The sequence below is a fragment of the Amphritea balenae genome (assembly GCF_003858655.1).
Classification (GTDB): Bacteria; Pseudomonadota; Gammaproteobacteria; order Pseudomonadales; family Balneatricaceae; genus Amphritea; species Amphritea balenae.
Genome location: NZ_RQXV01000010.1, coordinates 11,870 through 38,616 on the forward strand (window position 1 = coordinate 11,870; position 26,747 = coordinate 38,616).

Consider the following 26,747-nt stretch of genomic DNA (forward strand, 5'->3'; position numbering starts at 1 on the left):
GCGCCCCGAAAAACACATTTGAGCCTTTTACAGAGATAGCCAATCAACTGATCTGGGTATATTCTGATGCCCGATAATTCATTAGTAAGAAAAGCTCTGCTAAATAAGCTTTTCTGGTAAGCCCTGTCGTAGCGGAGATTGTTTATGCTTATTTACCCAAATTCCTCTTGCCTGCTGGTCGTTGATATCCAGGAAAAACTGGTTCCGGCGGTACATGAAAATGAAGCTCTGATTGCCAATACTCGCTGGCTGGCTGAGGTCGCTAAACTGGCTGGCGTACCTGTATTAACTTCGGAGCAGTATCCTCAGGGGCTAGGCCGAACAGTGGAACAGCTACGGGATGTATTGCCTGACGACGGTTATATGGAGAAACTTCACTTCTCCTGTATGTCTGATCCTTCCTGCAATGAGAAGATTAACAGTATTCGCCCGAACCAGGTCATCATCGTCGGTATGGAGGCCCATGTCTGCGTTCTGCAAACGGCTATTCAGTTAAAACAGCAAGCGCGTGAAGTTTATGTGGTTGCCGACTGTGTTTCATCCCGCAACCCAGAGGATAAAGCGATGGCACTGGAGCGGATGCGTCATTGCGGCATCCATATAGTGACTAAAGAGATGGTCGGCTTTGAATGGATGCAACAATCGGGCACGCCTGAATTCAAAGAATTCAGTATGAACTATCTGCGTTAAGCCGATTTTGAGTTGATAAAAGAGCCTTAATGGCTCTTTTTTTATTCTGGATTTTAAGTGTTAAGTGCTGAGCCAAACCTACAAACTTATCTGGTCAGATAACGACTCCGCTGAACTTTCGATAATATCGACCAGGCTTTTGGCGGCGGTTGAAAGCGGATAGCGTTTACGGGTAACGATACCAACCGGCCGGGACATGATCGGCGTAACTAGCTCCCGGCACTCCGCACCTAACTCCCGCATCTGCTGTATACACAGTGAAGGCACGGCGCTGACGCCCAACCCGGTCGCCACCATCCGTCCGATAGTGGCTAACTGATGAGTTTCAAACTCTGGCGCTACCTGCATCCCTAATTGACGTAATTTATTTTCAATCAACAAGCGGATACTGGAAGGACGCTGCAGCGCGATAAAGTCATCTTTAAGTAACGCCTGCCAGGGGATAGATTCCCGTGTCGCTAGCTGATGCTGGGGATGAATAACCGCAACAAAACGATCATCAAATAATGGGGTGAAGGCCAGATCTTCAGAGCGCCCCGGATCAAAGGTTATGCCAACTTCCACCACGCCATTGCGCACCATATCGACAACATCTTCCGCAATAACATCGTTTATAGTAACGCTGACATTGGGATACAGATTACGATAATCGCCGATAATCTTAGGTAACAGGCTACTTGCAAAGGAAGGCATGGTTGCCAGTACAACACGACCACGATTCAGTGCAAATCGCTGTTGAAGATCATCCAGCGCCGCATCCCACTCGTGCAACATTTTTTGCGCAACCGGATAAAACTCTTCACCTTCCGGCGTGAGTGCCATGGCCCGGGTTGTTCGACTGAAAAGCGCCCCTCCTACCTCCTCTTCAAGATTTTTTATCGCAATACTTAGTGCCGGTTGCGACAGATGAACCTGCACACAAGCTTCTGTAAAACTTTGTGTACGTGCTACTGCTACAAAGGCTCGCAGCTGTTTTAGTGTGATATTTACCATGCAAGCCCCAACACTTATAAAGAAAGTAAATAAATACTTTAAATCATTAAATTTGATAAATAATACGCAGTATATGAGACTTAGATAACTCTTTAAACAGGTATCTGGTGTTCTGGTCTCAGAACAGTCCCCCCAGATACCGCCCTATAACAAGGGGATCTGCTGCACAGCAACGGTTCCTAAGAATAAAAGCAAAAGTGGAGTGGCAAAATGTCGGGTTTCAACAAAGTTGTAAACAGCTACGAAGAAGCGATGGCCGGTCTGGAAGATGGCATGACGGTAATCGCGGGCGGCTTTGGTCTCTGTGGTATCCCTGAGAATCTGATCGCGGAAATCAAGAAGAAAGGCACCAGAGAGCTGACCTTTGTATCCAATAACTGCGGTGTAGACGATTTCGGTCTGGGCGTGCTGCTGGTTGATCGTCAGATTAAGAAGATGATCTCCTCCTACGTGGGTGAAAACGCGCTGTTTGAAAAACAGTTACTGGCAGGCGAACTGGAAGTAGAACTGACACCACAAGGCACACTTGCTGAAAAAATGCGTGCAGGCGGTGCGGGTATCCCTGCATTTTTCACGGCTACCGGCTACGGCACGCCCGTAGGCGAAGGTAAAGAAGTACGTGAATTCAATGGCCGTAATTACATTATGGAAGAATCCATCACCGGTGATTTTGCCATAGTAAAAGGCTGGAAAGCCGATACATACGGTAACGTTATCTACCGTGATACAGCGCAGAACTTTAACCCGATGGCTGCGACCGCCGGTAAAATCACGGTTGTTGAAGTAGAAGAAATTGTCGAGCCTGGTGAACTGAGTCCAACAGAGATTCAGACCCCTGGAATCTACGTTAACCGCGTAATTAAGGGCACCTTTGAGAAACGTATCGAGCAACGCACCGTGCGTCAGGGCTGATACTGAATTTCATTTAACGGCAACAAACACTAATTTTTCAAATAGCGGTCCCTGGCTGACGGCTATTGAGGAACAGAGGAAAGACAATGGCACTCTCTCGTGAACAGATGGCACAACGTGTAGCCCGCGAACTACAAGATGGCTTTTATGTAAATCTGGGAATCGGTATCCCTACCCTGGTAGCAAACTTCATCCCTGAAGGTATGGAAGTAATGCTGCAATCGGAAAACGGTCTTTTAGGTATGGGCCAGTTTCCTACCGAAGATGAAATCGATGCCGATATGATTAACGCAGGTAAGCAAACAGTAACGGCTGTAACCGGCGCATCTATTTTCTCATCGGCTGAATCATTCGCTATGATCCGCGGTGGTCATGTAGATCTGACCGTCCTTGGTGCATTCGAATGTGACGTAAACGGCAATATCGCTTCGTGGATGATTCCGGGTAAGCTGATCAAAGGTATGGGCGGCGCGATGGACCTGGTTGCCGGCGCTGACAACATTATCGTCACTATGACCCATGCATCTAAGCATGGCGAGTCTAAGCTGCTGACCAACTGCTCTCTGCCTCTAACCGGCCAGGGCTGCATCAAGAAAGTTCTGACTGACCTGGCTTACCTTGAAATTGCCGATGGTGCATTCCACCTGAAAGAGCGTGCACCGGGCGTCTCGGTTGAAGAGATCATCGAGAAGACTGAAGGAAAACTGATCGTACCTGATCACGTACCTGAAATGACTTTTGCTTAAAAGCAAAAGCCAGATCAGCTTACAAATAAAAAACGCGTCTTATTAGACGCGTTTTTTTATAAATGTAATTCTTTATTCAGCGGACTTAGCAAACTTATAATATTCCCGGTTCATATAAGCGGCGACATCGGCAACATCTTCCGGGAACCAGCCCACATCAAGGTTAGTATTACAACCTTCGACCTGAGCCTCGAGCTTAGCGTAAGTTGTTACCTTACGGTCACTGCGTTCGTAAAATGCAGTATCGTGACAGGTTTCACAGCTAATATCGGTACGATGTTCACCTTGATAATCCCGTTCAATCTGAACATCATCGTAAAGTTCTTTGCCGCTATCGGCATCAACCGCCAACAAAGGCCCCGCCATCAGCATCAGGGCTGTAGCAGCAAGCACAGCATTTTTCATACATTCCTCCTTGAGGTTCTTATTATCAGGAAGATAAGCAGAATAAGACTGCCAGACAACACTCCCTGTCAGGAACCTGCGAAGAAACGTATAGAGCTTGTTCGCAGGTCCTTAATTCAGTAAAGCAACATGATTCACAAATACATCAGGATCGATGACTCCGATCAACGTCATATTCGGTTTCAACTGGCCCGCTTTATCAAAAAAGATAAGCGCCGGTGGCCCGATAACGCTGTATGTTTCATTTAATTGTTTAGCCGCTGCATCATTGGCGGTAACATCGACCTTAACTCTGAGAAAGCTATCCAGTGAACGCTGTACCGAGCTATCCGCAAAAGTCACCAGATCCAGCTCAACGCAAGAGATACACCAGTCAGCATAGAAATCTAACATTACCGGCTGGCCCTTCGCCTTAGCTTCACTGAGTAACTGATTAAGTTGCGGCTCGTTTGTCACCGTAACAAACGCCATCTTTGATGCATCGGCCTGAACCGAGCTACCTGCGTTAAACCCTTTCAAAGGCTGTAAAAGACTGGTACCACCTGTCAGGCCGCCGATAAACAATGTGCCGCCGTAAAGTAACAGTACAACACCTATGCCTTTCCAGAAATAACGCCAGCCAACAGCATCATCTTTTAACCGGTCGAGCGCTTTCATATGTACAGCAGAGACCAACAAAATAACCGCATAAAGTAACAGCGCGATACTGTCTGAAATAATTCGATCCAGCATCCATACTGCGAGTAACAGCATCATCACACCAAAACCGGATTTAACACTGTCCATCCAGGCACCAGCCTTAGGTAGCAGCTTACCTGCTGAAGCACCAACAATAAGTAAAGGCACGCCCATACCCAGGCTCAGGGTAAACAGCGCCGCACCGCCAAGAAGCGGATCACCGGTCTGGCCAATGTAGATCAGAGCACCTGCCAGGGGGGCAGCCATGCAAGGCCCGACGATCAGCGCTGACAGCAAGCCCATCACCGCAACACCCATCACCGTACCACCCTTTTGATGGTTACTTATCTTATTAAGCCGGCTCTGCCAGCTATTGGGCAGCTGTAACTCATAAAAACCAAACATTGAAAGGGACAGCAGTACAAAGATCAGACTGAAAAAGCTGATAATCCAAACGTTCTGGAAAGCGGCTTGTAAATTTTCACCAAACAAACCCGCAAACACGCCTGCAGCGGTATAGGTTACTGACACTGACAGCACATACACCAGTGAAAGCAGAAAACCGTGTTTAGCGGTCGTTCTGTGCCCCTGCCCTGCAATAATACTCGATAGTATAGGGATCATTGGGAAGACACAGGGTGTCAACGCCAGTGCCAGACCAGCGACAAAGAAAGCGCCTAATGTGAGCAATAAACTACTACCTGAAATCAACGCAGCAAACTGGTCTTGCTCACTCTGTAATGAGATCGGGGTTGTAGTAACAGATTGGGGTGCAGCAGAAGCACTATTATCAGCTACGCTAGCAGGCGTATTTTTAACAGGAGAACTGATCAGCGCAGCTGATTTAACCGGTACCTGAGACAGATTAATTGTTTTAGTTACCGGCGGGTAACAAATACCCCCATCCCAGCAGCCCTGGTAATTAACTGTCAGCGCATAATCTGCCGGCAGTTCAGTAGCGCTGTTGTAATCTAACTCGACAATGGCCTGATTATGATAAACCCAGACCTGACCGAACAACGGATCCTGTTTTTGCTCAGCTACAGAATAACGTCGATCAGCTTCAATAAGCTCCGGCGTATGGGATAGCTCTATCTTGTCACGGTAGAGATAATAGTCATTCGGTATAGTCCAGACCAGCTTTAGCTTACCGCCGTCCTGCTCAGAACCAAATACAAACGCCTCTTCAACCGGTAAAGGTCCGTCCTGACTGGCAAACGGATTGGCATTATCAAACAAGCCCGCATGGGTAACCTGCGCAGATATAAGCAATATCAGCGCAAATATTTGCATCAACCATCGAACTGTTAAGTCTTTTATTACTGACAACACGGTAAGCCCTTAATTTATAAGTCAGATCTGTTTGCCAATGGACAATATACCGGCGTTGTAGTTCGATCTGATGGCAAAAAAAATCACCACGAAACTTATAGATATATATTAATAACCTTTAGATATATTAAAGGTCAATAGATTTACGACGATTGTATCACCTCATGCTGCCATGCAGCACTTAACCCTGCCCTTCATATGTGTTAAAAAGAGTATCCTTTATGGAACTTTATAAGTAACTACGCGCTAACCTGCGTTGCGACAAGCATCTGTCGCTGACGCTATAGGAAAGAAGATGTCAGATAAACGAGTCGAAAATCTCAATGTAGAGAGTAATACAGTACTGCTAACCCCAGGTGAGCTGAAACAGAAACTGCCACTGTCTGAAGCTGCTGCAGCATCAGTTATGGAAGGTCGCCAGGTTATTAAGAACATTCTTAAAGGCGAAGATAAGCGGTTATTCGTTGTTGTAGGCCCTTGTTCTATTCACGATACTGAAGCGGCTATTGAATATGGTCAGCGACTGAAAGAACTTTCTGCCAAAGTACAAGACACACTCTATCTGGTCATGCGCGTCTATTTTGAGAAGCCTCGTACGACGGTTGGCTGGAAAGGCCTGATTAACGATCCCCATATGAATGACTCTTTTGAAATTGAAGAAGGTCTTCATATCGGTCGTGAGCTATTGCTGAACCTTGCAGAAGCGGGACTGCCATTAGCAACCGAAGCACTGGACCCAATCTCACCACAGTATTTGCAGGACCTGATCGCATGGTCTGCGATTGGAGCCCGCACCACTGAATCACAAACCCACCGTGAAATGTCCAGCGGCCTGTCCGGCGCTGTTGGCTTCAAAAACGGTACTGATGGTGGTCTTACTGTTGCAATTAACGCTCTGGAATCAGTGTTTCATCCGCACAACTTCCTGGGTATTAATGAAGAAGGCCAATGCTCTATCGTTAAGACCAAAGGCAACAAATACGGTCATGTCGTATTACGCGGTGGTAACGGTAAGCCAAACTATGACTCAGTCAACGTAGCTCTGTGCGAACAGGCGCTAGATAAAGCAGGCCTGAACAAGAACATCATGATCGACTGCAGCCATGCAAACTCTAATAAAGATCCTGCCCTGCAGCCATTGGTTATGGAAAACGTCACTAACCAGATTATCGATGGCAATAAATCCATTGTGGGTCTGATGGTTGAGAGTAATCTTGGCTGGGGTAATCAGAAAATGACTGAAAACCCAGAAGATTTACAATACGGTGTATCAATCACTGATGCCTGTATCGACTGGGAAGCCACCGAGAAGACATTGCTGGGTATGCATGAAAAGCTCAAGCCGGTTCTGGCAACTCGCTAAGTCGCCAACAACTTTTTCAAAGGGGCCCTATCGGCCCCTTTTTCGTATCTGCCTGTCGACAATGCAAAGCGCCTTTTGCTGCGCTGCGGTAATAAAACTACATTCGTACTATCATTTAGTCGACAATACCCCGCTTAATCCGTGACTCCCCTTCAGTTTTGGTAGTATTTTGACGTATAATGCGCGCGCGGAAAAATTATAATCCATAGGCTTAAGTGCGAAATGTAGGTGTAGCCACAAGCTGCTCTACTAAGCCTCTGGCTACCAGCCGAAACAAAAGGGGATAAAATGACTACAAATAATCAAACTATTTACTACACCCTTACCGACGAAGCACCATCACTGGCAACCTGTTCTCTTCTACCTATCGTTAGAACATTTACAAGTGCTGCGGGCATCGACGTTAAGATTAGCGACATCTCTCTTGCAGGACGCGTGCTGTCAGCATTCCCCGAAAATCTAAGCGCTGACCAGAACGTTGAAGATGGTCTGTCGTTCCTGGGTGAGCTAACTCAGGATCCAAATGCGAACATCGTTAAGCTGCCAAACATCTCTGCATCTATTCCGCAGCTGAAAGCCTGTATCGCTGAATTACAAGCGCAGGGTTACGATATCCCTGACTACCCAGAAGCCCCTAAAACTGATGCTGAAACTGAAATTCAGACTCGCTACGGCAAAATCCTTGGTAGTGCTGTAAACCCGGTACTGCGTGAAGGTAACTCAGACCGTCGTGCACCTGGCGCAGTTAAAGCCTTCGTACGTAAATTCCCACACTCTATGGGTAAGTGGAGCAAGGCTTCCCGCACCCACGCTGATTACATGCGCGGCGGTGATTTCTTCTCCAGCGAGCAGTCTATCACTATGGAAGATGCCGGCGACGTTCGCATCGAATTCGTAGATCCTGCAGGCAACGTTGAAGTTAAAAAAGAACTCAGCCTGGAGAAAGGCGAGATTCTCGACAGCATGAACATGAGCTGCCAGGCGCTGCGTGATTTCTTCGAAGAGTCTATGAACGACGCTAAAGAAACTGGCGTTATGTGGTCTCTGCACGTTAAAGCAACCATGATGAAGGTTTCCCACCCGATCGTTTTCGGCCACGCGGTAACCGTATTCTATAAAGAGCTGTTTGATCAGTACGGCGAGCTGTTTGACCAGTTGGGCGTTAACCCGAACAACGGTATCGGTAGCGTTTACGACAAGATTGCCAGCCTGCCACGTTCTAAGCGTGAAGAGATCGAAGAAGCGATCCACGCATGTCACGAGCACCGTCCTGAAATGGCGATGGTAGATTCCGTTAAAGGCATCACCAACCTGCACGTACCTTCCGATGTAATCGTTGATGCATCTATGCCTGCAATGATCCGTAACGGCGGTAAGATGTGGGGCCCTGATGGTAAGCCTAAAGATACTAAGGCGGTAATGCCTGAGTCTACTTATGCTCGCATCTATCAGGAGATGATCAACTACTGTAAGACTAACGGTGCATTCGATCCGACCAATATCGGTACTGTACCTAACGTCGGCCTGATGGCGAAAAAAGCTGAAGAGTACGGTTCTCACGATAAGACTTTTGAGACTGAAGCCGGCACCATGCGCGTTGTAGCAGCAGACGGTACTGTTCTGATGCAGCACGAAGTTGAGAAAGGTGATATCTGGCGTGCTTGCCAGACCAAAGATGAGCCTGTTCGCGACTGGGTTAAACTGGCCGTTACCCGTGCCCGTCAGTCCGATACTCCTGCAGTATTCTGGCTGGACCACAAGCGTGCTCACGACGCTCAACTGATCAAGAAAGTTGAGAAGTATCTGCAAGAGCACGACACTGACGGTCTGGAAATCCTGATCAAGACTTACAACCAGGCGATCCGCTACAGCATGGACCGCATGTTCCACGGTAACGATACTATCTCTGTAACCGGTAACGTACTGCGTGACTACCTGACCGATCTGTTCCCAATTATCGAGCTGGGTACTTCCGCTAAGATGCTTTCTATCGTACCTATGCTGAAAGGCGGCGGTATGTACGAAACTGGCGCTGGCGGTTCTGCACCTAAGCACGTACAGCAGGTTGAAGAAGAAAACCACCTGCGCTGGGATTCACTGGGTGAATTCATGGCACTGGCTGTATCGCTTGAAGATATGGGTATCAAGCAAAACAACAGCCGCGCCGCTATCCTGTCTAAGACACTGGATGCTGCAACAGGTAAGCTTCTGGAAGAGAACAAATCTCCTTCACGTAAAACCGGCGAACTGGACAACCGTGGTAGCCACTTCTACCTGGGTATGTACTGGGCACAGGCTGTTGCTGCTCAAACTGAAGATGCCGAACTGGCCGCTCAGTTTGCACCATTGGCTAAGACTCTGACTGACAACGAAGCTAAGATTGTTGCAGAACTGAGCGAAGTTCAGGGTACAGCTGCCGAGCTGGATGGTTACTATCACGCTAACCGCGATATGGTGAAAAAAGTTATGCGCCCAAGCGCAACTCTGAACGCAGCCCTGGCTGCTCAGAACGCTTAATCATCTGATACAAAAAAAGCCCGGAGCAGTGGCACTGCTCCGGGCTTTTTATTGCTTAAAGATCAGTTCAGAAACATCAGTGCAGCTTCATCTTCGGTTTAACCGTGCTACTGATTTTTTGCGCCAACATCACAGCCCCCGCCTTCAGCCAGCCATGAATGGCCACCTGATGCATCCGGTACAGCGAGATGTACACCAGGCGCGCAATACGCCCTTCAACAAACATTGAGCCCTTGGTAAGGTTACCCATCAGGCTGCCCACTGTACTGTATCTACTCAAATTCACCAACGAGCCATGATCTCTATAAATATAACCCTGCTGAGACTTATCCTGCCGGGCGCGCATAATATTATTGAATACCAGCGTCGCCATCTGGTGCGCGGACTGAGCCCGCGGCGGCACCCAGCTACCATCAGCCTGCTGACAAGCACAGCAATCGCCAATCACATAGACCGAGTCATCCACTGTGCTTTGCAACGTATCCTTCACCAGAATCTGACCACTGCGATTGGTTTCAAACAGATTTAGCTGCTGAATAAATTCCGGGGCTTTTACACCTGCTGCCCATACCATCAGGTCTGCCGCCACCCGTTCAGTGTCATTGGCAATAAACCCCTGCTCGTCCGCACTGGTAACCCGCATATGCTCATGAATAGTCACCCCAAGGCGATTCAGTTCACGCTTAGCAGCCTGGGCAATTCGCTCAGGTAGTGCCGGCAAAATCCGTGGCCCCGCTTCAATCAAGTCAATCTTAAGCCGCTGCGAAGACATATCCGGCATACCGTATATTTTTAACAGATCCGCAACGTGATTAAGCTCTGCTGCCAGTTCAACACCAGTAGCCCCGCCACCCACAATAGCCAGACGCAGCTCAGCAGCAGACGACTGCTGATTGATCCGCATAAACTGATTCAACAAGGCACGATGAAACCGTTCGGCCTGCAGATGGGAATCGAGAAAAAAACTGTGCTCAGCAACACCCGGCGTACCAAAATCATTGCTGACACTACCGACAGCCATTACCAGCGTGTCATAGGCCAGTTCACGCTCAGGTAATACTTCCCTGCCCTGCTCATCGGACAAAGCCTGTAACCGAATCGTTTTAGCTGCCAGGCTCAGCCCCACCATCGTACCAAGTTGGAACTGATAGAAGTGCGAACTGGAATGAGCCCGGTACACCACTCCATCGGTATTAATATCCAACGAACCTGTTGCTACCTCATGCAGTAACGGTTTCCAGATATGGGTACGATTTTTATCTACCAGAATAATCTTGGCCCTTTTCTTCCTGCCCAGCTTTTGTCCCAGCCTTGTCGCAAGCTCAAGACCGCCGGCTCCTCCTCCTACGATTACTATTGTTTCCATGGTCAATCCTCAAAATAATGTCAGGTTAGCGTTCGGCATACTTACTTCAGAAAGTCTGACTTAGAACAAAACGCTAACCTGACCTATCTCAGATAAAAAACCGCCAAAAGCGGCTATTTATAACTAAAACACAGAAAAAAATAAGTTTATATAAACCAAGAGCATAAAACATTAGACCCCATTGGGTACAGACTTTAGTCGAAAGTTAAGTATCAGGATGCAAAACGCCCAGCTACAACTGTCGAATATATACAATACGGGCAGCCATACCCCGGCTAAGCTGGTTCCAAACTAATTAACAGGGAATCCAGACCATGACCGAGCGCATCAACTATTTCGCAGTTGCCCAGAAGGGCTTACAAAACCTACTCAACCTGGAACAGTATATCGACAGTCTCAGCACCGAAGGCGTGCTAAGCAGGACACTCATTACATTAGTAAAACTAAGGGCTTCGCAGATTAATGGCTGCGCATATTGCATCGATATGCACACCAAAGAAGCACGTCACGCAGGGGAAACTGAACAGCGACTTTATCTGCTCAGTGCGTGGCACGAGAGCAACCTTTATTCCGCCCAGGAACGCGCAGCCCTGACCTATACAGAGGCGGTTACCCTGATCTCCAATAGCGCTGTCAGCAATCAGCTGTTTCAGGAAACCCGTGAGCATTTCAGTGAAACAGAGCTGGTAAACCTTACCCTGGTTATAACCACCATCAACAGCTGGAACAGGATAGCAATCAGCTTTGCAACTGAAGCGGGCAACTATCAGGTTAACGATCAGAGATAATCAGAAAACTGGTACAGATGTACATAAATGGCGACAGATTAGTGCCATTTATGTACTGGCGTGAAGTAGAACAAGAATGGTACCGTTTATTAATGAGCCAACTCAGTGAAATCAACTTCCGGCAATTCCAGCCATGCCCAGAACTTAGCCCGTATATTCAAAGTTACTGGAGTATTAAGCGATCAGCAGCAAAGGACACTGCACCTGCCTTTTTCCTGCATCCTGATGGCGGCACCGGACTGGTATTTAATTTTGCTGATGCCTGGTGGCTGGATGGTGAAAATTTCGACTCCACCTACCTGTTCAGCGGCCCGACGCAACACACCTCCCGCCTCAACCTGACCGGAAACATTGATGCCTTCGGCATCCGGTTTTATCCAGGAATGGCTTACCCTTTTTTACGACAATCCCTGGCGGAAATCCAAACTCACATTGCGCCCAGTGAATCCATATTTAATTCAATACCACTGACAGAGGTTATGGATCAGTTGCACTCCGCCGATGCTCTGATCAATAGGATAGCCGCTATTGAGCGACACCTGATCCGACGCTTAAGACTTACTAAGCACGACCTGAATTGCATCAGTTACTCCCTCCGCTGGCTCAATCAACAACAGGGACAAGCCACTATTTCAGACTTGTCAGCACAATGCTCAATCAGCCAGCGTCAACTGGAAAGAAGCTTTAAAAACAAGGTTGGCATGTCCGCCAAGCAATACAACAAACTTCTCAGGGTAAGGAACAGTCGAACTTTGATTCACGCCCAAAGCCAAAACCGTACCGACACTAAGAGCACAAGCCTCAGCGATATAGCCCTGATGGCAGGCTATTATGACCAACCTCACTTTAACCGTGAATTTAAGTCCGTTATCGGTATCAGTCCTGGCCAGTTTATGAAGAAAGTTATTAACAACAGCCAGTAATTCTATATCCCATAAAATGCTAACTTATTCGTTAACTGAACCCTGCTGAAGATACCAGCGTAGCAGAAGCGGATGAACCACCAGCGTATATAAACAAAGCACAAACACCAGACAAAGCATCAGTATTCGATACTCATAATCTGGCGGAATCATCAGCACCAAAGCAGCCGATACCGCCCCTCGCAGCCCACCCAACATCAACACATGCTGCCAGCTTTTCGGTAATTTTCGCGGTCCCAGGTTTAGCAACAGCGCAAAACCATATACGACAACCGCTCGGGCATAGAGCAGGATTAGCACCACGCCGGGTATTATCCAACTCACAGGGAACTCATGGGCGCCAACAGCAACTCCCAGAGCAAAGAACAACAAACTGCCGGCCAACAGCTCAAGGTACTCCCAGAAGGCCATAAAGAACTCCTGATTATTGACACTACCATGATTAGTACCCGCCTCTAGCTTATCTGTTTCCACTTGAACCTGAGACTGCCGGAATCGAATAAAACTCAGTGATGTGCAAAGCACAGTAATTACCCCCGATACGTGCAACAAGCTCTCTGCAATCAGATAACCACTATAGGCAATAACAATAGTGACCGTCAGTCCGGTAAAGCGGTTTTGCTCATGCCAGTGCGCAACTAACTTTCCCGCCAGCCAGCCCAGCAGCAGACCAAAAGGTATCGCAACCGCAATTGACCAGATAAATCCCCCTAAAGCCTCCCCTAACTTAAGCTCTTGCCCGGTGATGACCAACATTCCTATCAAGCCAAAGATCACAATAGCGGTACTGTCATTAAATACCGACTCACCCTCCAGAATGATCGAGAGTCGCTCGGGTATAGAAAAACGCTGAAAAATTGCCGCCACTGCCGAGGGGTCTGTCGCTGCGACTGCTGCGGCAAAAAATAAACCATCCAGTAGTGGAACCTGCAACGAATATGATAACGGAATACCTATCAGAAACAGGGTAAGCACTACCCCAAACACGGCGTAACTGAATACCGGCACCCATTCACGGGTCAGTGCACGGGCCGATATATTCCGACCACTGGCAAAGATTAAAATTGGCAACAACAACCAGATAACCAGCTCGGGGCTTAGTTCAAGCAGAGGCAGCTCAGGCAAATGACGGCTTTGCAGGTAGCCATACCCCGCGCCGATTAATAATAACCATGACTCAGCAGGCAGAAAACTATCCCTACTGTAGTGGCGCAATGTCGCCACAAACAGAAGAAACAAACAGCCTGAAGTCAGGGCAAGAACCAGCTGATAATCGATGGAATGCATTACAACCTACCTGAAAGCGCTCAAGAGTGCATACTCTCAAGACTAGCAGCAGATCTAACGCTGCGGTTTAAAAATCCGACGACAGGCTACATACCTTTAGGCTTTGAACCAGTAACCAGCCCCCTTCTCTAAAACAGATCACAGCGCCTTTTATTACAAAGCTCAGTAATTGGAACAACTCTTGCCTTATTACTATTAAAAATAATAAGGCATTAGCTTTTATAGCGTAATGACTATTTTTTGCTCAATTTTGGGCAGCCATATGGCTTGATGCACCAAGATAGTGATTTTATTGAAGCGTTGATAAATAAATTTAAAGATACAGAAGGCCGAACGATGGATTATCAATATTTTACTACTGACGTTTTTACCAATAAAAAGTTTAGTGGCGCAGCGATAGCTGTCTTTCCTGATGCCCGTGGCCTGACTGACCAAAGCATGCTGCAATTAGCCCGGGAAATTAATCAACTGCAAACAGTATTTGTTGATACCTCCACAACAGCGGAACACCCCAGATTAAAAGTTTTCAGCCCCCAGGGTGAAGCACCTGTCGGCAGCCACACCAGCGTCGCAGCAGCCCACGTTCTGGCAAAACTAGGCGCCAGCACTGAAGCTCGTGATGCGTTTGTATTCGAACACAACTCAGGTTTTATTAAGGCCCATGTCGATAAAGTAGAACAGCAACCTGTATTTACCCAGATATCGCTCAGCACAGTTCCAATCATTGATCATTACACGCCAACAGTATCTGAAATTGCGGATATGCTAATGCTGACCATCAATGATATTGAGCAGCTCAGATATAACTCAATGCAGGTTGCAACCGATACCCGTTATCTCATTGTCCCTCTGCGTAGCCTGAAAGCACTGAAACAGGCTAAATTCAATCTAGCCGCCTGGGGCCGCACCTCCGCCGCCTCTTCTCTGGTTGAAGAGATACTACTATTCAGCACTGAAACTGAGCAAGACATTGCTAACTTTCACTTTCGTTTAGTTGGCCCTGATATCGCTAACCATTCTAATCCTGCCGTGGGTAGCGCCATACCTGCTTTCAGCGCTTACCTTTGCGCTGATAAGAAAACCCGTACCGGCACCCACATGTACTCAGTAGAACGGGGCTACTCAGTATCGCGACAAAGTATTCTGAACGTTGAATTTGATCATAAGGATGAACCAGAGCTAACGGTACGTATAGGTGGAGAAGTCGTCATCTCCACTCAGGGCAGTGTGAGTGTCGATTAACCAATGTCAGCTGAATACAAAAAAACGCGCCAGGGGCGCGTTTTTTATAGTGACATTTTCTAACGACTTCAGTTTAAAAAGCACTAGCCGTATTAATCAATAAGCGTATCAATCAGATCGATCATAAACTCAGTCTGCTCGGAGTCCATCGGCTCCCAACTGCTGATACCCATACTTTCAAGAACGCCTCGACCTTTGTCATTTTCATGCATAGTGAACAAAGCATCCTGCAACGCAGGCACGTGCTCAACCATATCAGGACCAACCAGAAAGCTATGATGCACCACACTGATCTGACTGCTAACCAGCACTCTCATTTTGGAGCGAATCAGGTCGGAAAGCTCATCATAGGCATCTTTAAGAAAGAAGCCGGCATCGGAATCGCCATTAAGAAGGTTCTTAGCCACCACAACATAGCTTGGGTGCTCTTTAATCTGCGTATTGGTTTTATCCAGATCCGCCGATTCCAGCATGATCATACCCATAGTATGAACATCCGGGTCATCTGTTGTTGAAATTCGACTGCCAGGCACCAGATCTTCAACTGTATTAATTGAAGATTCGGCATTAACCGCGATCACTGTCTCATCTGACTTATCTGCAGGCCGGGCTATCGCTTGGAAGCCAAGCTCCCTTACTAACATAGAGGCATCGTAAGGGTTGGCGTAAATCAGATCGAACTTATTATTCTGAATATCATCACGCTGTTCATCAAAGCCATCATACAGCTCCAGATGAATACCGGTATCGAGCTGACGCTGTAGCCAGGTGTTAAAAAAATACCAGCCGGATATATGGTCAGGCGCAAAATCAGGGCTGACCGTTAGGTTATATGTCATGATTTCTACTCCTCAGCCAACAGGGTTTTATACAACGCTTCGCTTTCAGAAATTTTACTGCGCGAAGGTTTTCGTCGGACTGAGGTATAACCCACTAGCTTTCCATTCCGAATGTTCGGAATAACCGTGGCTTTTACCCAGTAATAGGCGCCATCTTTACGCAGGTTTTTCACAAAACCATGCCATTTGGTGCCCTGTTCAATGGTATCCCACAGGCCCTTAAAGGCTACTGCAGGCATATCCGGGTGTCGTAGAATATAGTGATTAATACCGATTAATTCCTCTTCGGTATAACCAGACATGTCAATAAATGCCTGATTCGCATGGGTAATAATACCCTGCGGATCAGTACGCGACACGATCAGCTTGCCGTCAGGATAAGGAACCTCCCTATCGACAATCTCCGTCGTGCGAGATGTACCATCGAAATACTTTATTTCGACAGTACGAATTTCACCAGTGTCTAGATCAGACATACATACAGCCTTATTCGCTCAGACACCGACCACTTCCCTGGGGTATTTTTCATTACCTGAATACGGTTGTTCTGATTTTGCCCGATTAAAGGATCTTACCAATTGCTTCAGCAGCACGTTTAACATCCAGAAAGATCAAACCCAGACGTGCATTTGGCTTAGCGACAACTGTCAGAACTGAATCCTGATTTGCATGCGTCATCAGAATATAACCCGCATCACCTTTTACCAGCACCTGCTCAAGCTCGCCCCGAGTCAGTTCTTTCGAGGTACGCTCACCCAGAGACAACATGGCGGCACTCATAGCACCAACACGGTCTTCATCCATACCTGATGGTAACAACGCAGCTATCATCAGACCATCTGTAGAGATAACAGCAGAGGCTTCAATATCAGCAGATGTACCGTTGAGATCACTCAAAATTGAGGTAAGCATCTCAGAACGCATAGAACACTCCTTAACTAAATTCTCCCTTACCGGGAGTTGTTATAAACTTTAAAATTAATATTCCAGATAACGACGCGCCAAACATCCCAGTATTTCAGCAAAGGCTTGCTGATTGAGCTTTGGCATATCAGAGATCACCAGACAGAAACGCTGATGACCAATATGAACTACCCAACAACCTATTTGACTTTGACCTGCCGCATTCATAATGCCCCAGGAATCACCCGCCAATCCCATCTCACCATTAAGCAAACGCTTGTGCCGCTCTTGTAGCGAAATAAGATCGGCCGCCAGCGCAGATAAAGTTTCACTTTGTTCAGCAGAAAAGCCCGTTGATGAAAGACAGAAACCCTGATCATCTGCCAACAACGCCTTACCTGCGCCCGATAACTGCTTCAGCATATCTGGCAATAGCTCTTCCAACGGCCCACGATGAATTTCCGGGGGCGCCTCTGTCAGCGCCACAAAGCCCCGATCAAGCAACTGCTGAAATAGCCCCATCGCCTGAACTTCGTCCAGGTCAGCCAGCTCTGACACCAGTTCTAATGAGTACAGAAGGTCAAAATCGGTCGACAACAATTGCAATAGCAATGCACGGGCATCATCCGGGGTGGGGTTTAACGTTGCAAAGTAAGCCCCACTGGGCGTAATTGCTATATAGCGAATTGAGTCCTTATTATAATCTCCCACTTCCCTCTCTCCGGATTTACTACAGAAAATACTTTACTGCCCCGGCCATCCATCTGGCCGCTTTTCAATATCCGTTACTACCAGGCACCTGATGACTACCGCGCTACTTAAACGCCCCCAGGGCATTCGCCGCAGTCATAAAAGAAAATACATAACGCTGATTAATTTTAAGAACTTTAACCACCTCAAGCGCTGATAAACTATGACGCCCCCACAAACTATTAATAGTGGTCGCATGAGGGATAGCTAACAAACGGTTAAAGTCCAGCTGTCTGGCCAGGCGCAGCGGAGCTTCAGGATCAAGAGTCTTATTCAAACGGCCTTTAGCAGTCCATAAAGCCAGCTTCCACATCAGTTTGTCACTGGCTTCTATTACCACTTTTGCGCTGCCAATACTGGGCCGATCAACATCAAGATCAGGGCGCACCTTAAGCGTTAATTCCTGATAGCCAAATCGTGTTAACGCTAATGGCACTAACAGGTCTTCACTGAAATCAAACAAGAAGGCCTTCTGCGCAGGCAGATAAGCCAGCGTACCAGGCAACCCCGTTATTTCGACCGGGATATTCTGACTTTCACCTTCAGCAATCACTTCCTGCAAAATCGCCAATAAAGTGGAATCGTCTTTAAAAAACACCCGACGGCGCTGATCCGGCTCATACATATTAACGTCCGGAGCATTACCACAACACTCATACACCATCTGATAAGATAGTTTGGCTCTTACTTCGGCAGGTTTTTTCTCCGGTACTTTATGCTCTACCGGAACAGACTTTGCCTTCACTTTTACTGAGGCTACAGCCGGAGTATCCGACGACACCTCAACGGTTTTATGAACCGGTCGACGCTGCGCTTTGACCGTAGCTTTAATACGCGGCGCAGACGCTTTTTTCTCATCTTCCGGTTTATCATCAAGTATAAAACGCTGACGTACCTGATCTGATTTTTGCGCCCGATCGCTGTTCGTCGATTTATAGTCTGATATAGCCTGACGGCCAGCGGCCAGACGTTTCTGGTAATCCTGAAATGCCCGTTCGCCATCACTACTCACCGCCCGGGCATTATCCGAATCAGATTGACTGGTCGGAATAAAAGCAGCGATAGCCTGATCAATGGCGGTAATCAGACGCTTTCCTTCAAGCGGCTTACGTAGCGTAACAAAGCCCTCAAATGACTGTTCAGTCGCGGTAACAGCCACGATTGGCCGGCTATTCTGATATCGCTCCACTACGGGCCCCACCGAAGGGTGCTCCATGTCGACGATCAATAGCTCGGCGTGTTCGGCAGAGACCAGACTGTAAGATTGCTGATGCTGCATAAAAAACAAGCTGATTGCTGTTTTAGATTGGGTTTCGAAGCCGACTATCGCAAGATTAATTATGTCGCTCGCAGTCCGTTTGCTAAGTTTTATTTGTGACATCCCCACAACGACTCTCCGCCTCTTATTGTTTATATCTTAATTTTAATGAAGCGAAAAACTGCCATTACACAGAACCGAGTTCTGCATATTTAATTGCAATAATAAAGAGCTATCATTTTGCTCAATTGATAATTTAATTAACTCAAGATCTTCTTGCCTCAACAGAGGCGAACCCTGTTCAACTAAGCGTTCGCGTAGTGCCTGACCCCGGTCTTTCAACGTCAGGAACAGATCAAGTAGCGCGCCTGTCAGTTCGGCAGCATCATGGCAAAGAATGGATAGATAAACCCGCTGAACGTGACTGCGTAAGTTATTGGGTTGCGAAGCGACTAAGCGGCTGAAGTGATGCAGAAGTACTGATTTATGAGGACCATCGTATATCAACCCCTTACCTTCTAACGCGGTAAAGAGCGTTTCTATATTCAACGCATTAAGCCCTTCCAGCTCAGCGTTGAGTTCCCAGCCGGAAACAGCAGCCCAAATTGGTGAATTCACAAACCTGTCCTCTACATTACAGCAGTTCATCATTTAATCCGGCATATGACTATAACCAGACTGACTAGTAGTTAACTGATAATATATAAACGTACGTTTAAGTAAATAAAAAAGATTAATTACTTAAGGAACCTGCGAACAAGCCCCAAGCTTTCTCCGTGGACAGTAAATCAACTTTGTGCGCGAAAGGCAGCGCAACGGAATGACTAGTCCTTTCTAAGCGGCCTGACAAAGCAGGAAGTTGATTTAATGCCCACCCTCCGGGGCTTACAGAGCGATCCAATTTCTTTATTAACGATTTTCGACAGGCAACCAGCATGCCTGTAATCGTTGCCTCGAACTTGAAGCGCTCTGTAAGCCTGAGGCGTTTAGGACTTGTTCGCAGGTTCCCTAAGCATCGACACATCATACGTATTTAATTATCCATTTCACGAATACGAACCAGAAAGATGATCTGTATCATATAGTTGCAGTGCAGCATTCGGTTTCTTCATCAATCAAAAACAATGGTTAGATTCATCTTCTTAATAGAAAGTAGAAGCTGAGAAACTGTCTACAAATCTAAGCATTAGCCCGCCCTCCCTGATATTCACGCGCTAATTCAAGATCGATAGACGATTGATCGATCAGCTGTCAGACCTATACTTACAACAACACTATGCCTGACACAGGTAACAGATGAGGGCTATATCGTGCTTGGAACTTACCGTAAACATGCAGAAGAACGCGCCCAGGAAGGCGTGCCAGCTAAACCTCTGGATGCTGACCAAACAGCAGCCCTGGTAGAGCTAATTAAAAACCCACCAGCTGGAGAAGAAGCCTTTATTCTGGATCTGTTGGAAAACCGCGTACCAGCCGGTGTTGACCAGGCTGCATACGTAAAAGCAGGCTTTCTGGCCGCCATCACTAAAGGCGAAGCAACTTCCCCTCTGGTCAGCAACGTTAAAGCCGTTGAACTGCTGGGCACAATGCTGGGGGGTTACAACATCGAGCCATTAATCGCCGCGCTGGATGATAACGCACTGGCTCCGACTGCTGTTAAAGCACTGTCCCACACATTACTGATGTTTGACGCATTCTACGACGTTAAAGATAAAGCAGAAGCGGGTAACGCTGCTGCTAAGCAGATTATGGAATCATGGGCTGCCGGTGAATGGTTCACTTCCAAGCCTGAACTGGCTGAGAAGATCACTGTTTCAGTATTCAAAGTTACCGGTGAAACTAACACCGATGACCTGTCCCCTGCACCTGACGCTTTCACCCGCCCTGACATCCCGCTGCACGCTAATGCGATGCTGAAGATGGAACGTGACGGTATTGAGCCAATGGAAAACGGCGTTGTTGGCCCTCTTAAGCAGATCGAAAAGATCAAAGCTAAAGGCCACCCTGTTGCTTACGTAGGTGACGTTGTAGGTACGGGCTCTTCCCGTAAATCTGCAACTAACTCGGTACTTTGGTTCTTCGGTGACGACATCCCTAATGTACCTAACAAGCGTGCTGGCGGTTACTGCTTCGGCAGCAAGATTGCACCTATTTTCTTCAACACTATGGAAGATGCTGGCGCACTGCCGATCGAGATGGACGTTGAAAAGATGAACATGGGCGACGTTATTGACGTATACCCATACGATGGTGTTGCTAAGAACGCTGACACTGGCGAACTACTGTGCGAATTCGGTCTGAAGACTCCGGTTATTCTGGACGAAGTACGCGCTGGCGGCCGTATCCCTCTGATCATCGGACGTGGTCTGACTGAACGTGCCCGTGAAGCACTGGGTCTGGGTGAGTCTGATCTGTTCCGTAAGCCTGAGCAGCCTGTTGATACTGGCAAAGGCTACTCTCTGGCACAGAAGATGGTTGGTAAGGCGTGTGGCGTAGAAGGTATTCGCCCTGGCACTTACTGTGAACCTAAGATGACTACCGTCGGCTCTCAGGATACTACTGGCCCAATGACCCGTGACGAACTGAAAGACCTGGCTTGCCTGGGCTTCTCTGCTGACCTGACGATGCAGTCTTTCTGTCACACTGCAGCTTATCCTAAGCCGGTTGACGTTCAGACTCACCACACTCTGCCAGACTTCATTATGAACCGCGGTGGTGTATCCTTGCGTCCTGGTGACGGTGTAATCCACTCCTGGCTGAACCGTATGCTGCTGCCTGATACTGTAGGTACCGGCGGTGATTCTCATACCCGTTTCCCAATCGGCATCTCCTTCCCTGCTGGTTCCGGTTTAGTTGCATTCGCAGCAGCTACCGGCGTTATGCCTCTGGATATGCCTGAGTCCGTTCTGGTTCGCTTCAGGGGCGACAAGCTGCAATCAGGTATCACTCTGCGTGACCTGGTTAACGCGATCCCTTACTACGCGATTAAGCAGGGTCTGCTGACGGTTGCTAAAGCGGGTAAGAAGAACATCTTCTCTGGTCGCATCCTGGAAATCGAAGGTCTGCCAGACCTGAAAGTAGAGCAGGCGTTCGAGCTGTCTGATTCTGCTGCTGAGCGCTCCGCTGCGGCTTGTTCTATCAAACTGAACGATGCGCCGATCAAAGAGTACCTGACCTCTAACATCACCATGCTGAAGTGGATGATAGATCAGGGTTACGGTGATCCTCGTACCATCGAGCGCCGTATAGCAGGAATGGAAGAGTGGCTGGCTAACCCAGAACTGATGTCTGGCGATGCTGATGCTGAATACGCAGCTGTGATCGAAATTGATCTGGCTGACGTTAAAGAGCCTATCCTGGCCTGCCCTAACGACCCGGATGATGTGAAGTTGCTGTCTGAGCTGTCTGGCGAGAAGATTGATGAAGTATTCATCGGTTCTTGTATGACTAACATCGGCCACTTCCGTGCTGCTGGTAAGTTGCTGGATGCGGCGGGTACTGCACTGCCGACTCGTATGTGGATCGCCCCACCAACCAAGATGGATGCGGCCCAGCTGACTGAAGAAGGTTACTACAACATCTTCGGTAAGGCGGGTGCACGTATGGAAATGCCAGGCTGCTCCCTGTGTATGGGTAATCAGGCACGTGTAGGCGATAACACGACTGTGGTATCGACTTCTACCCGTAACTTCCCTAACCGTCTGGGTACTGGCGCTAACGTTTATCTGTCTTCTGCTGAGCTGGCCGCTGTTGCTGCTCTGACCGGTAAGCTGCCGACTGTAGCCGAGTACATGGAATACGCGCTGAAGATCGACAGCATGGCTGAAGATGTTTACCGTTACCTGAACTTCGATCAGATCAAGACCTATCAGGATGCAGCTTCAAACGTTATCGCATCTGCATAACGTTTAAGCAGCCTTAAAAAACCCGCCTGATGGCGCAATGCTGTTCACTTAAGCATTTAAGCTACAGAATGTGGGCTTTAAAAGGGCTTGATAGAAAATCCGATGTTGATACCAACATCGGTTTTTTTTGGTTCATCGTCAGTTAGCGGGGTAAGCAGAGGCTACAAAGTGCCATACTTCTCCACCATTGGCGGCAGCCAATGCGAGGAAGCGCAGCCAGCCCTTTTTTGTTACAAGAATGTTCCATTGCGCCTGCTGCGTAACACCGACATCTGTTCAGGCTGCACAGAGGTGGTTAGAAAGCCAGGCCCCGAGCCTGAACAGGTTGTCTAGCCCAGATACAAAAAAAGCCCTGAAAAATCAGGGCTTTTTGTTAGTCACGTTATCTGTGATCAGATACGTGCAGCCGGAATAGCCGTAGGTGCTACGCTCAAGTCTTCGCTAGGCGGAGCGAAAGTAGTCAGGTTAATACCTTCAACAGCTTCTTTGTACTCTTCCAGAGTCGGGAAGCGACCCAGGATAGAAGACAGTACAACCATTGGGGTAGAGCCCAGTAGAGACTCTCCTTTCTTCTCTGCAGTATCTTCTACAACACGGCCCTGGAACAGACGGGTAGAAGTAGCCAGTACGGTATCACCCGCTTCTGCTTTTTCCTGGTTACCCATACACAGGTTACATCCAGGACGTTCCAGGTACAGAATGTTTTCGTACTTGGTACGTGCTTCTTCTTTTGGATTCTCGTCAGAGAACTCAAAGCCAGCGAATTTCTCCAGCAGCTCCCAGTCACCTTCCGCTTTCAGCTCGTCAACGATGTTGTATGTAGGTGGCGCAACAACTAATGGCGCTTTAAAGGTGATAGGACCTTTCTTCTCCAGGTTACGCAGCATCGCAGCGATGATCTGCATATCGCCTTTATGAACCATACAAGAACCAACGAAGCCCAGATCTACCTGACGGCCATCGTAGTAAGAAGCCGGACGGATCACATCATGGGTGTAACGCTTAGAGATCTCTTCGTTATTTACATCTGGGTCAGCAATCATTGGCTCGTCGATTACGTCCAGGTCAACTACAAGCTCAGCGTAGTACTTAGCGTTGTCGTCCGGGGCCAGAGCAGGTGCTTCGCCGGATTTCACTTCAGCGATACGCTTGTCAGCCAGGTCGATCAGACCTTGCAGCATACCCGCTTCGTTTTCCATACCTTTGTTGATCATGATCTGGATACGGGACTTAGCCAGTTCCAGAGACTGGATCAGCGTCTCGTCAGTAGAGATACAGATAGAAGCTTTCGCTTTCATTTCTGCAGTCCAGTCAGTGAAGGTAAAGGCCTGGTCAGCCAGCAGAGTACCGATTTGTACTTCGATTACACGACCCTGAAAGACGTTTTCGCCAGCGAACTTCTTCAGCATTTGTGCTTGAGTCGCGTGTACGATGTCACGGAAGTCCATGTGAGGCTGCATAGAACCTTTAAAGGTTACCTTCACAGACTCTGGGATTGGCATTGCAGCTTCACCAGTCGCCAGTGCGATCGCAACGGTACCGGAGTCAGCACCGAACGCCACACCTTTAGACATACGGGTGTGAGAGTCACCACCGATGATGATTGCACGGTCATCAACTGTGATGTCATTCAGTACCTTGTGAATAACGTCAGTCATTGAGTGGTAAACGTGTTTCGGGTCACGTGCTGTGATTACGCCGAACGCGTTCATGAAAGCCATCAGCTTAGGCGTATTTGCCTTAGCTTTGTTGTCCCATACAGATGCTGTGTGACAACCAGACTGGAATGCACCATCAACGCTTGTAGAGATAGTAGAAGCAGCCATGGCTTCCAGTTCCTGACAGGTCATAGGACCCGTAGTATCCTGAGAACCTACGATATTCACTTTAACGCGAACGTCAGAACCCGTGTGCAGAGGAGCTTTAGAAGTAACACCAACTGCGTTGCGGTTGAAGATCTTCTCAACAGCAGTCAGGCCCTGGCCTTCGTGAGAAATTTCTTTTGATTGTGCATAAACAGCTGGCGCTTCAACGCCCAGAGTTTCAGCAGCGAACGTTTGCAGCTTCTTACCGAAGGTTACAGCATAAGAACCGCCAGCTTTCATGAACTCCACTTTTTGTGGCGTGAAAGCATCAGCTATATCAACAAGCTCTTGGTCGCCGTTGTACAGTTTCTTAGCTTTAGTATCGATGGTCAGAACGGTACCAGTAGCAACTGAGTATGCTTCTTCCAGTACCGGGTCGCCGTTTGCGTCACGAACAACTTCGCCGTTTGCGTCAGTTTTCTTAACCCAGTTTTTCAGGTCCAGACCGATACCGCCGGTTACACCAACTGTCGTCAGGAAAATAGGAGCGATACCGTTAGTACCAGCAACGACCGGATTGTTGTTGATAAATGGGATGTATGGAGAAGTTTTTTCACCAGCCCATAGTGCAACGTTGTTAACACCAGACATACGGGAAGAGCCTACACCCATGGTGCCTTTTTCAGCGATCAGCATCACTTTAGCATCAGGGTTTTGCTTGCCCATCTCAGCGATTTCCTGCTGAGCTTCTGGCGAGATCATGCACAGGCCGTGTAATTCACGGTCAGCACGGGAGTGAGATTGATTACCCGGAGACAATAAATCAGTAGAGATATCACCCTCACCAGCAATGTAGGTAATAACTTTGATGGTCTCTGGGATGTCAGCCAGCTTGGTGAAGAACTCAGCTTTTGAGTAGCTTTCCAGGATCTCTTTAGCGATGGCGTTGCCCGCTTTGAAAGCGTCAGCCAGACGAGCGGAGTCTGCGTCGTACAGGAATACCTGAGACTTCAGAACTTCACCCGCGGCAGCAGCCTGAGCATCATCAGACAATGCGATATCCAGCAGAGCTTCAACAGAAGGACCGCCTTTCATGTGAGATAGCTGCTCAAGAGCGAACTCAGGAGAGATCTCTGCAACAGTTTCTTTACCCAGAGTGATGTCTTTTAGGAAAGCCGCTTTAACGCCAGCCGCTGGAGTAGTACCAGGTAGAATGTTGTAGATGAAGAAGTTCAAAGATGTTTCGCGATGCTCATTACCAACGTCTTTAATCTGGGCAATGATTTCAGAAAGTAGCTCAGCGCTATCAATCGGTTTTGGATTCAGGCCAAGGTCCTTTTTACGAACCTCTATTTCTTCTAGGTAGTCAGAATAATAACTCATAGCGTAAAGCGTCTCGTCTCAATTAAATCTAATTATGATTCGTTAACAGATTATAAGGAAAAAGTTATAAACAGCTCAATGAAAACTATTTAAATGAAGCCTATAGTCAGTATAAATAAAATAAATAGTAGCAAAATCAACATGTTTCGGATGGTATACATTGGTTGTAGGTACAAATTATTTTTACAAACAAGGCTGGGACGCTCCTTTCATTGATAATAATAATCATTTAGGAGGAGTGCTTGAATTTTTAGGGTCGGCCAGGGTGAGTCCATCATTTTTTATTACACTGTTGATTAAGTGATTTAATCGACCGGTTAGATACCCTGAATCTTACCCCGATCCTGGTCGACTTCAGAGGATATGGAACCTCCGGGCACTACCAAGGTGAATATAGTCGTACCAAAACAGTTGTACCTAAATAGTTGTACCAAAAATGCAGAAAATTGACTGACGCTCGCTAATCACTTAGACATAGATACATTCTCGATTACCATCCATGCAACCTCTTCTCTCATTGGCTTGAATTTAACAGCCTGTTTACCTATTCGTGAGACTTCGAAATGCTTATTTAATCCTTGTTCCTTTTTTATTCAATCTTTATTCATTCAATCTTTATTCATTCAATGAAGTAGCGCCTCAGTCATTCTACGTTGCACCAA

Annotated in this window: 21 protein-coding genes; 9 read left to right on the forward strand and 12 right to left on the reverse strand. The window is 47.6% G+C overall.

Annotated features, from left to right (window positions below):
* Window positions 1-144: 144 nt before the first annotated feature.
* The gene (locus EHS89_RS16145; protein WP_124927205.1) at window positions 145-690 is read left to right on the forward strand and encodes a hydrolase; all 546 of its coding nucleotides are present in this window, start codon (window positions 145-147) and stop codon (window positions 688-690) included.
* Window positions 691-768: 78 nt separating this feature from the next.
* Here the strand turns inward: EHS89_RS16145 and EHS89_RS16150 are convergent, their stop codons facing one another.
* On the reverse strand, window positions 769-1,683 hold the full coding sequence (locus EHS89_RS16150) for a LysR family transcriptional regulator (RefSeq protein WP_124927206.1): 915 nt from the start codon (window positions 1,681-1,683) through the stop codon (window positions 769-771).
* A gap of 210 nt (window positions 1,684-1,893) precedes the next feature.
* On the opposite strand from EHS89_RS16150, the gene EHS89_RS16155 reads away from it, so the two are divergent.
* Together EHS89_RS16155 and EHS89_RS16160 are read left to right on the forward strand one after the other, a co-directional pair.
* Complete coding sequence (locus EHS89_RS16155; protein WP_124927207.1) at window positions 1,894-2,595, forward strand: CoA transferase subunit A; 702 nt, start codon at window positions 1,894-1,896, stop codon at window positions 2,593-2,595.
* Between the two features lie 86 nt (window positions 2,596-2,681).
* The gene (locus EHS89_RS16160; RefSeq protein ID WP_124927208.1) at window positions 2,682-3,341 is read left to right on the forward strand and encodes a CoA transferase subunit B; all 660 of its coding nucleotides are present in this window, start codon (window positions 2,682-2,684) and stop codon (window positions 3,339-3,341) included.
* 72 nt (window positions 3,342-3,413) lie between these two features.
* Here EHS89_RS16160 and EHS89_RS16165 read toward each other — a convergent pair whose 3' ends face one another.
* Together EHS89_RS16165 and dsbD are read right to left on the reverse strand one after the other, a co-directional pair.
* Window positions 3,414-3,746: a hypothetical protein gene (locus EHS89_RS16165; RefSeq protein WP_124927209.1), complete on the reverse strand. Its 333-nt coding sequence runs from the start codon at window positions 3,744-3,746 to the stop codon at window positions 3,414-3,416.
* A 111-nt stretch (window positions 3,747-3,857) separates the two neighbouring features.
* Entirely contained in the window at window positions 3,858-5,717 is a 1,860-nt protein-coding gene (gene dsbD / locus EHS89_RS16170; RefSeq protein WP_124927210.1) for a protein-disulfide reductase DsbD, read from the reverse strand.
* Between the two features lie 334 nt (window positions 5,718-6,051).
* Between dsbD and EHS89_RS16175 the strand changes: the two genes are divergently transcribed.
* Window positions 6,052-7,119 (forward strand): 3-deoxy-7-phosphoheptulonate synthase, encoded by a 1,068-nt coding sequence (locus EHS89_RS16175; RefSeq protein WP_124927211.1) that lies wholly within the window; start codon window positions 6,052-6,054, stop codon window positions 7,117-7,119.
* A 288-nt stretch (window positions 7,120-7,407) separates the two neighbouring features.
* The gene (locus EHS89_RS16180; RefSeq protein WP_124927212.1) at window positions 7,408-9,636 is read left to right on the forward strand and encodes an NADP-dependent isocitrate dehydrogenase; all 2,229 of its coding nucleotides are present in this window, start codon (window positions 7,408-7,410) and stop codon (window positions 9,634-9,636) included.
* Between the two features lie 76 nt (window positions 9,637-9,712).
* On the opposite strand, the gene EHS89_RS16185 is transcribed toward EHS89_RS16180, so the two are convergent.
* Window positions 9,713-11,002, reverse strand: coding sequence for an NAD(P)/FAD-dependent oxidoreductase (locus EHS89_RS16185; RefSeq protein ID WP_124927213.1), 1,290 nt, complete (start codon window positions 11,000-11,002; stop codon window positions 9,713-9,715).
* Window positions 11,003-11,316: 314 nt separating this feature from the next.
* On the opposite strand from EHS89_RS16185, the gene EHS89_RS16190 reads away from it, so the two are divergent.
* Both EHS89_RS16190 and EHS89_RS16195 read left to right on the forward strand, forming a co-directional pair.
* Window positions 11,317-11,790, forward strand: coding sequence for a carboxymuconolactone decarboxylase family protein (locus EHS89_RS16190; protein WP_124927214.1), 474 nt, complete (start codon window positions 11,317-11,319; stop codon window positions 11,788-11,790).
* 50 nt (window positions 11,791-11,840) lie between these two features.
* Window positions 11,841-12,713, forward strand: coding sequence for a helix-turn-helix domain-containing protein (locus EHS89_RS16195; RefSeq protein ID WP_229753784.1), 873 nt, complete (start codon window positions 11,841-11,843; stop codon window positions 12,711-12,713).
* A gap of 24 nt (window positions 12,714-12,737) precedes the next feature.
* Here the strand turns inward: EHS89_RS16195 and EHS89_RS16200 are convergent, their stop codons facing one another.
* Window positions 12,738-14,000 (reverse strand): cation:proton antiporter, encoded by a 1,263-nt coding sequence (locus tag EHS89_RS16200; protein ID WP_124927216.1) that lies wholly within the window; start codon window positions 13,998-14,000, stop codon window positions 12,738-12,740.
* Between the two features lie 336 nt (window positions 14,001-14,336).
* Between EHS89_RS16200 and EHS89_RS16205 the strand changes: the two genes are divergently transcribed.
* The gene (locus tag EHS89_RS16205; protein WP_170167527.1) at window positions 14,337-15,242 is read left to right on the forward strand and encodes a PhzF family phenazine biosynthesis protein; all 906 of its coding nucleotides are present in this window, start codon (window positions 14,337-14,339) and stop codon (window positions 15,240-15,242) included.
* A gap of 92 nt (window positions 15,243-15,334) precedes the next feature.
* Here EHS89_RS16205 and EHS89_RS16210 read toward each other — a convergent pair whose 3' ends face one another.
* From EHS89_RS16210 to EHS89_RS16235, 6 genes are all read right to left on the reverse strand, one after another.
* The gene (locus tag EHS89_RS16210) at window positions 15,335-16,081 is read right to left on the reverse strand and encodes a phosphate/phosphite/phosphonate ABC transporter substrate-binding protein (RefSeq protein WP_124927218.1); all 747 of its coding nucleotides are present in this window, start codon (window positions 16,079-16,081) and stop codon (window positions 15,335-15,337) included.
* 5 nt (window positions 16,082-16,086) lie between these two features.
* Window positions 16,087-16,557, reverse strand: coding sequence for a PAS domain-containing protein (locus tag EHS89_RS16215; protein ID WP_124927219.1), 471 nt, complete (start codon window positions 16,555-16,557; stop codon window positions 16,087-16,089).
* 85 nt (window positions 16,558-16,642) lie between these two features.
* Entirely contained in the window at window positions 16,643-17,005 is a 363-nt protein-coding gene (locus EHS89_RS16220) for a roadblock/LC7 domain-containing protein (RefSeq protein WP_124927220.1), read from the reverse strand.
* A gap of 54 nt (window positions 17,006-17,059) precedes the next feature.
* Complete coding sequence (locus EHS89_RS16225) at window positions 17,060-17,695, reverse strand: hypothetical protein (protein WP_124927221.1); 636 nt, start codon at window positions 17,693-17,695, stop codon at window positions 17,060-17,062.
* Between the two features lie 103 nt (window positions 17,696-17,798).
* The gene (locus EHS89_RS16230) at window positions 17,799-19,013 is read right to left on the reverse strand and encodes a hypothetical protein (protein WP_124927222.1); all 1,215 of its coding nucleotides are present in this window, start codon (window positions 19,011-19,013) and stop codon (window positions 17,799-17,801) included.
* Window positions 19,014-19,157: 144 nt separating this feature from the next.
* Window positions 19,158-19,610 (reverse strand): hypothetical protein, encoded by a 453-nt coding sequence (locus tag EHS89_RS16235; protein WP_124927223.1) that lies wholly within the window; start codon window positions 19,608-19,610, stop codon window positions 19,158-19,160.
* Window positions 19,611-20,302: 692 nt separating this feature from the next.
* Between EHS89_RS16235 and acnB the strand changes: the two genes are divergently transcribed.
* Window positions 20,303-22,897: a bifunctional aconitate hydratase 2/2-methylisocitrate dehydratase gene (acnB, locus tag EHS89_RS16240; RefSeq protein ID WP_124927224.1), complete on the forward strand. Its 2,595-nt coding sequence runs from the start codon at window positions 20,303-20,305 to the stop codon at window positions 22,895-22,897.
* Window positions 22,898-23,289: 392 nt separating this feature from the next.
* On the opposite strand, the gene EHS89_RS16245 is transcribed toward acnB, so the two are convergent.
* Window positions 23,290-26,085, reverse strand: coding sequence for a bifunctional aconitate hydratase 2/2-methylisocitrate dehydratase (locus EHS89_RS16245; RefSeq protein WP_124927225.1), 2,796 nt, complete (start codon window positions 26,083-26,085; stop codon window positions 23,290-23,292).
* Between the last annotated feature and the right edge of the window lie 662 nt (window positions 26,086-26,747).

Excerpts from the sequence above, each read along its gene's own strand:
- EHS89_RS16145 (WP_124927205.1), top strand. The coding sequence starts at position 145 with ATGCTTATTTACCCAAATTCCTCTTGCCTGCTGGTCGTTGATATCCAG.
- EHS89_RS16150 (WP_124927206.1), bottom strand. The coding sequence starts at position 1,683 with ATGGTAAATATCACACTAAAACAGCTGCGAGCCTTTGTAGCAGTAGCA.
- EHS89_RS16155 (WP_124927207.1), top strand. The coding sequence starts at position 1,894 with ATGTCGGGTTTCAACAAAGTTGTAAACAGCTACGAAGAAGCGATGGCC.
- EHS89_RS16160 (WP_124927208.1), top strand. The coding sequence starts at position 2,682 with ATGGCACTCTCTCGTGAACAGATGGCACAACGTGTAGCCCGCGAACTA.
- EHS89_RS16165 (WP_124927209.1), bottom strand. The coding sequence starts at position 3,746 with ATGAAAAATGCTGTGCTTGCTGCTACAGCCCTGATGCTGATGGCGGGG.
- dsbD (WP_124927210.1), bottom strand. The coding sequence starts at position 5,717 with ATGCAAATATTTGCGCTGATATTGCTTATATCTGCGCAGGTTACCCAT.
- EHS89_RS16175 (WP_124927211.1), top strand. The coding sequence starts at position 6,052 with ATGTCAGATAAACGAGTCGAAAATCTCAATGTAGAGAGTAATACAGTA.
- EHS89_RS16180 (WP_124927212.1), top strand. The coding sequence starts at position 7,408 with ATGACTACAAATAATCAAACTATTTACTACACCCTTACCGACGAAGCA.
- EHS89_RS16185 (WP_124927213.1), bottom strand. The coding sequence starts at position 11,002 with ATGGAAACAATAGTAATCGTAGGAGGAGGAGCCGGCGGTCTTGAGCTT.
- EHS89_RS16190 (WP_124927214.1), top strand. The coding sequence starts at position 11,317 with ATGACCGAGCGCATCAACTATTTCGCAGTTGCCCAGAAGGGCTTACAA.
- EHS89_RS16195 (WP_229753784.1), top strand. The coding sequence starts at position 11,841 with ATGTACTGGCGTGAAGTAGAACAAGAATGGTACCGTTTATTAATGAGC.
- EHS89_RS16200 (WP_124927216.1), bottom strand. The coding sequence starts at position 14,000 with ATGCATTCCATCGATTATCAGCTGGTTCTTGCCCTGACTTCAGGCTGT.
- EHS89_RS16205 (WP_170167527.1), top strand. The coding sequence starts at position 14,337 with ATGGATTATCAATATTTTACTACTGACGTTTTTACCAATAAAAAGTTT.
- EHS89_RS16210 (WP_124927218.1), bottom strand. The coding sequence starts at position 16,081 with ATGACATATAACCTAACGGTCAGCCCTGATTTTGCGCCTGACCATATA.
- EHS89_RS16215 (WP_124927219.1), bottom strand. The coding sequence starts at position 16,557 with ATGTCTGATCTAGACACTGGTGAAATTCGTACTGTCGAAATAAAGTAT.
- EHS89_RS16220 (WP_124927220.1), bottom strand. The coding sequence starts at position 17,005 with ATGCGTTCTGAGATGCTTACCTCAATTTTGAGTGATCTCAACGGTACA.
- EHS89_RS16230 (WP_124927222.1), bottom strand. The coding sequence starts at position 19,013 with ATGCAGCATCAGCAATCTTACAGTCTGGTCTCTGCCGAACACGCCGAG.
- EHS89_RS16245 (WP_124927225.1), bottom strand. The coding sequence starts at position 26,085 with ATGAGTTATTATTCTGACTACCTAGAAGAAATAGAGGTTCGTAAAAAG.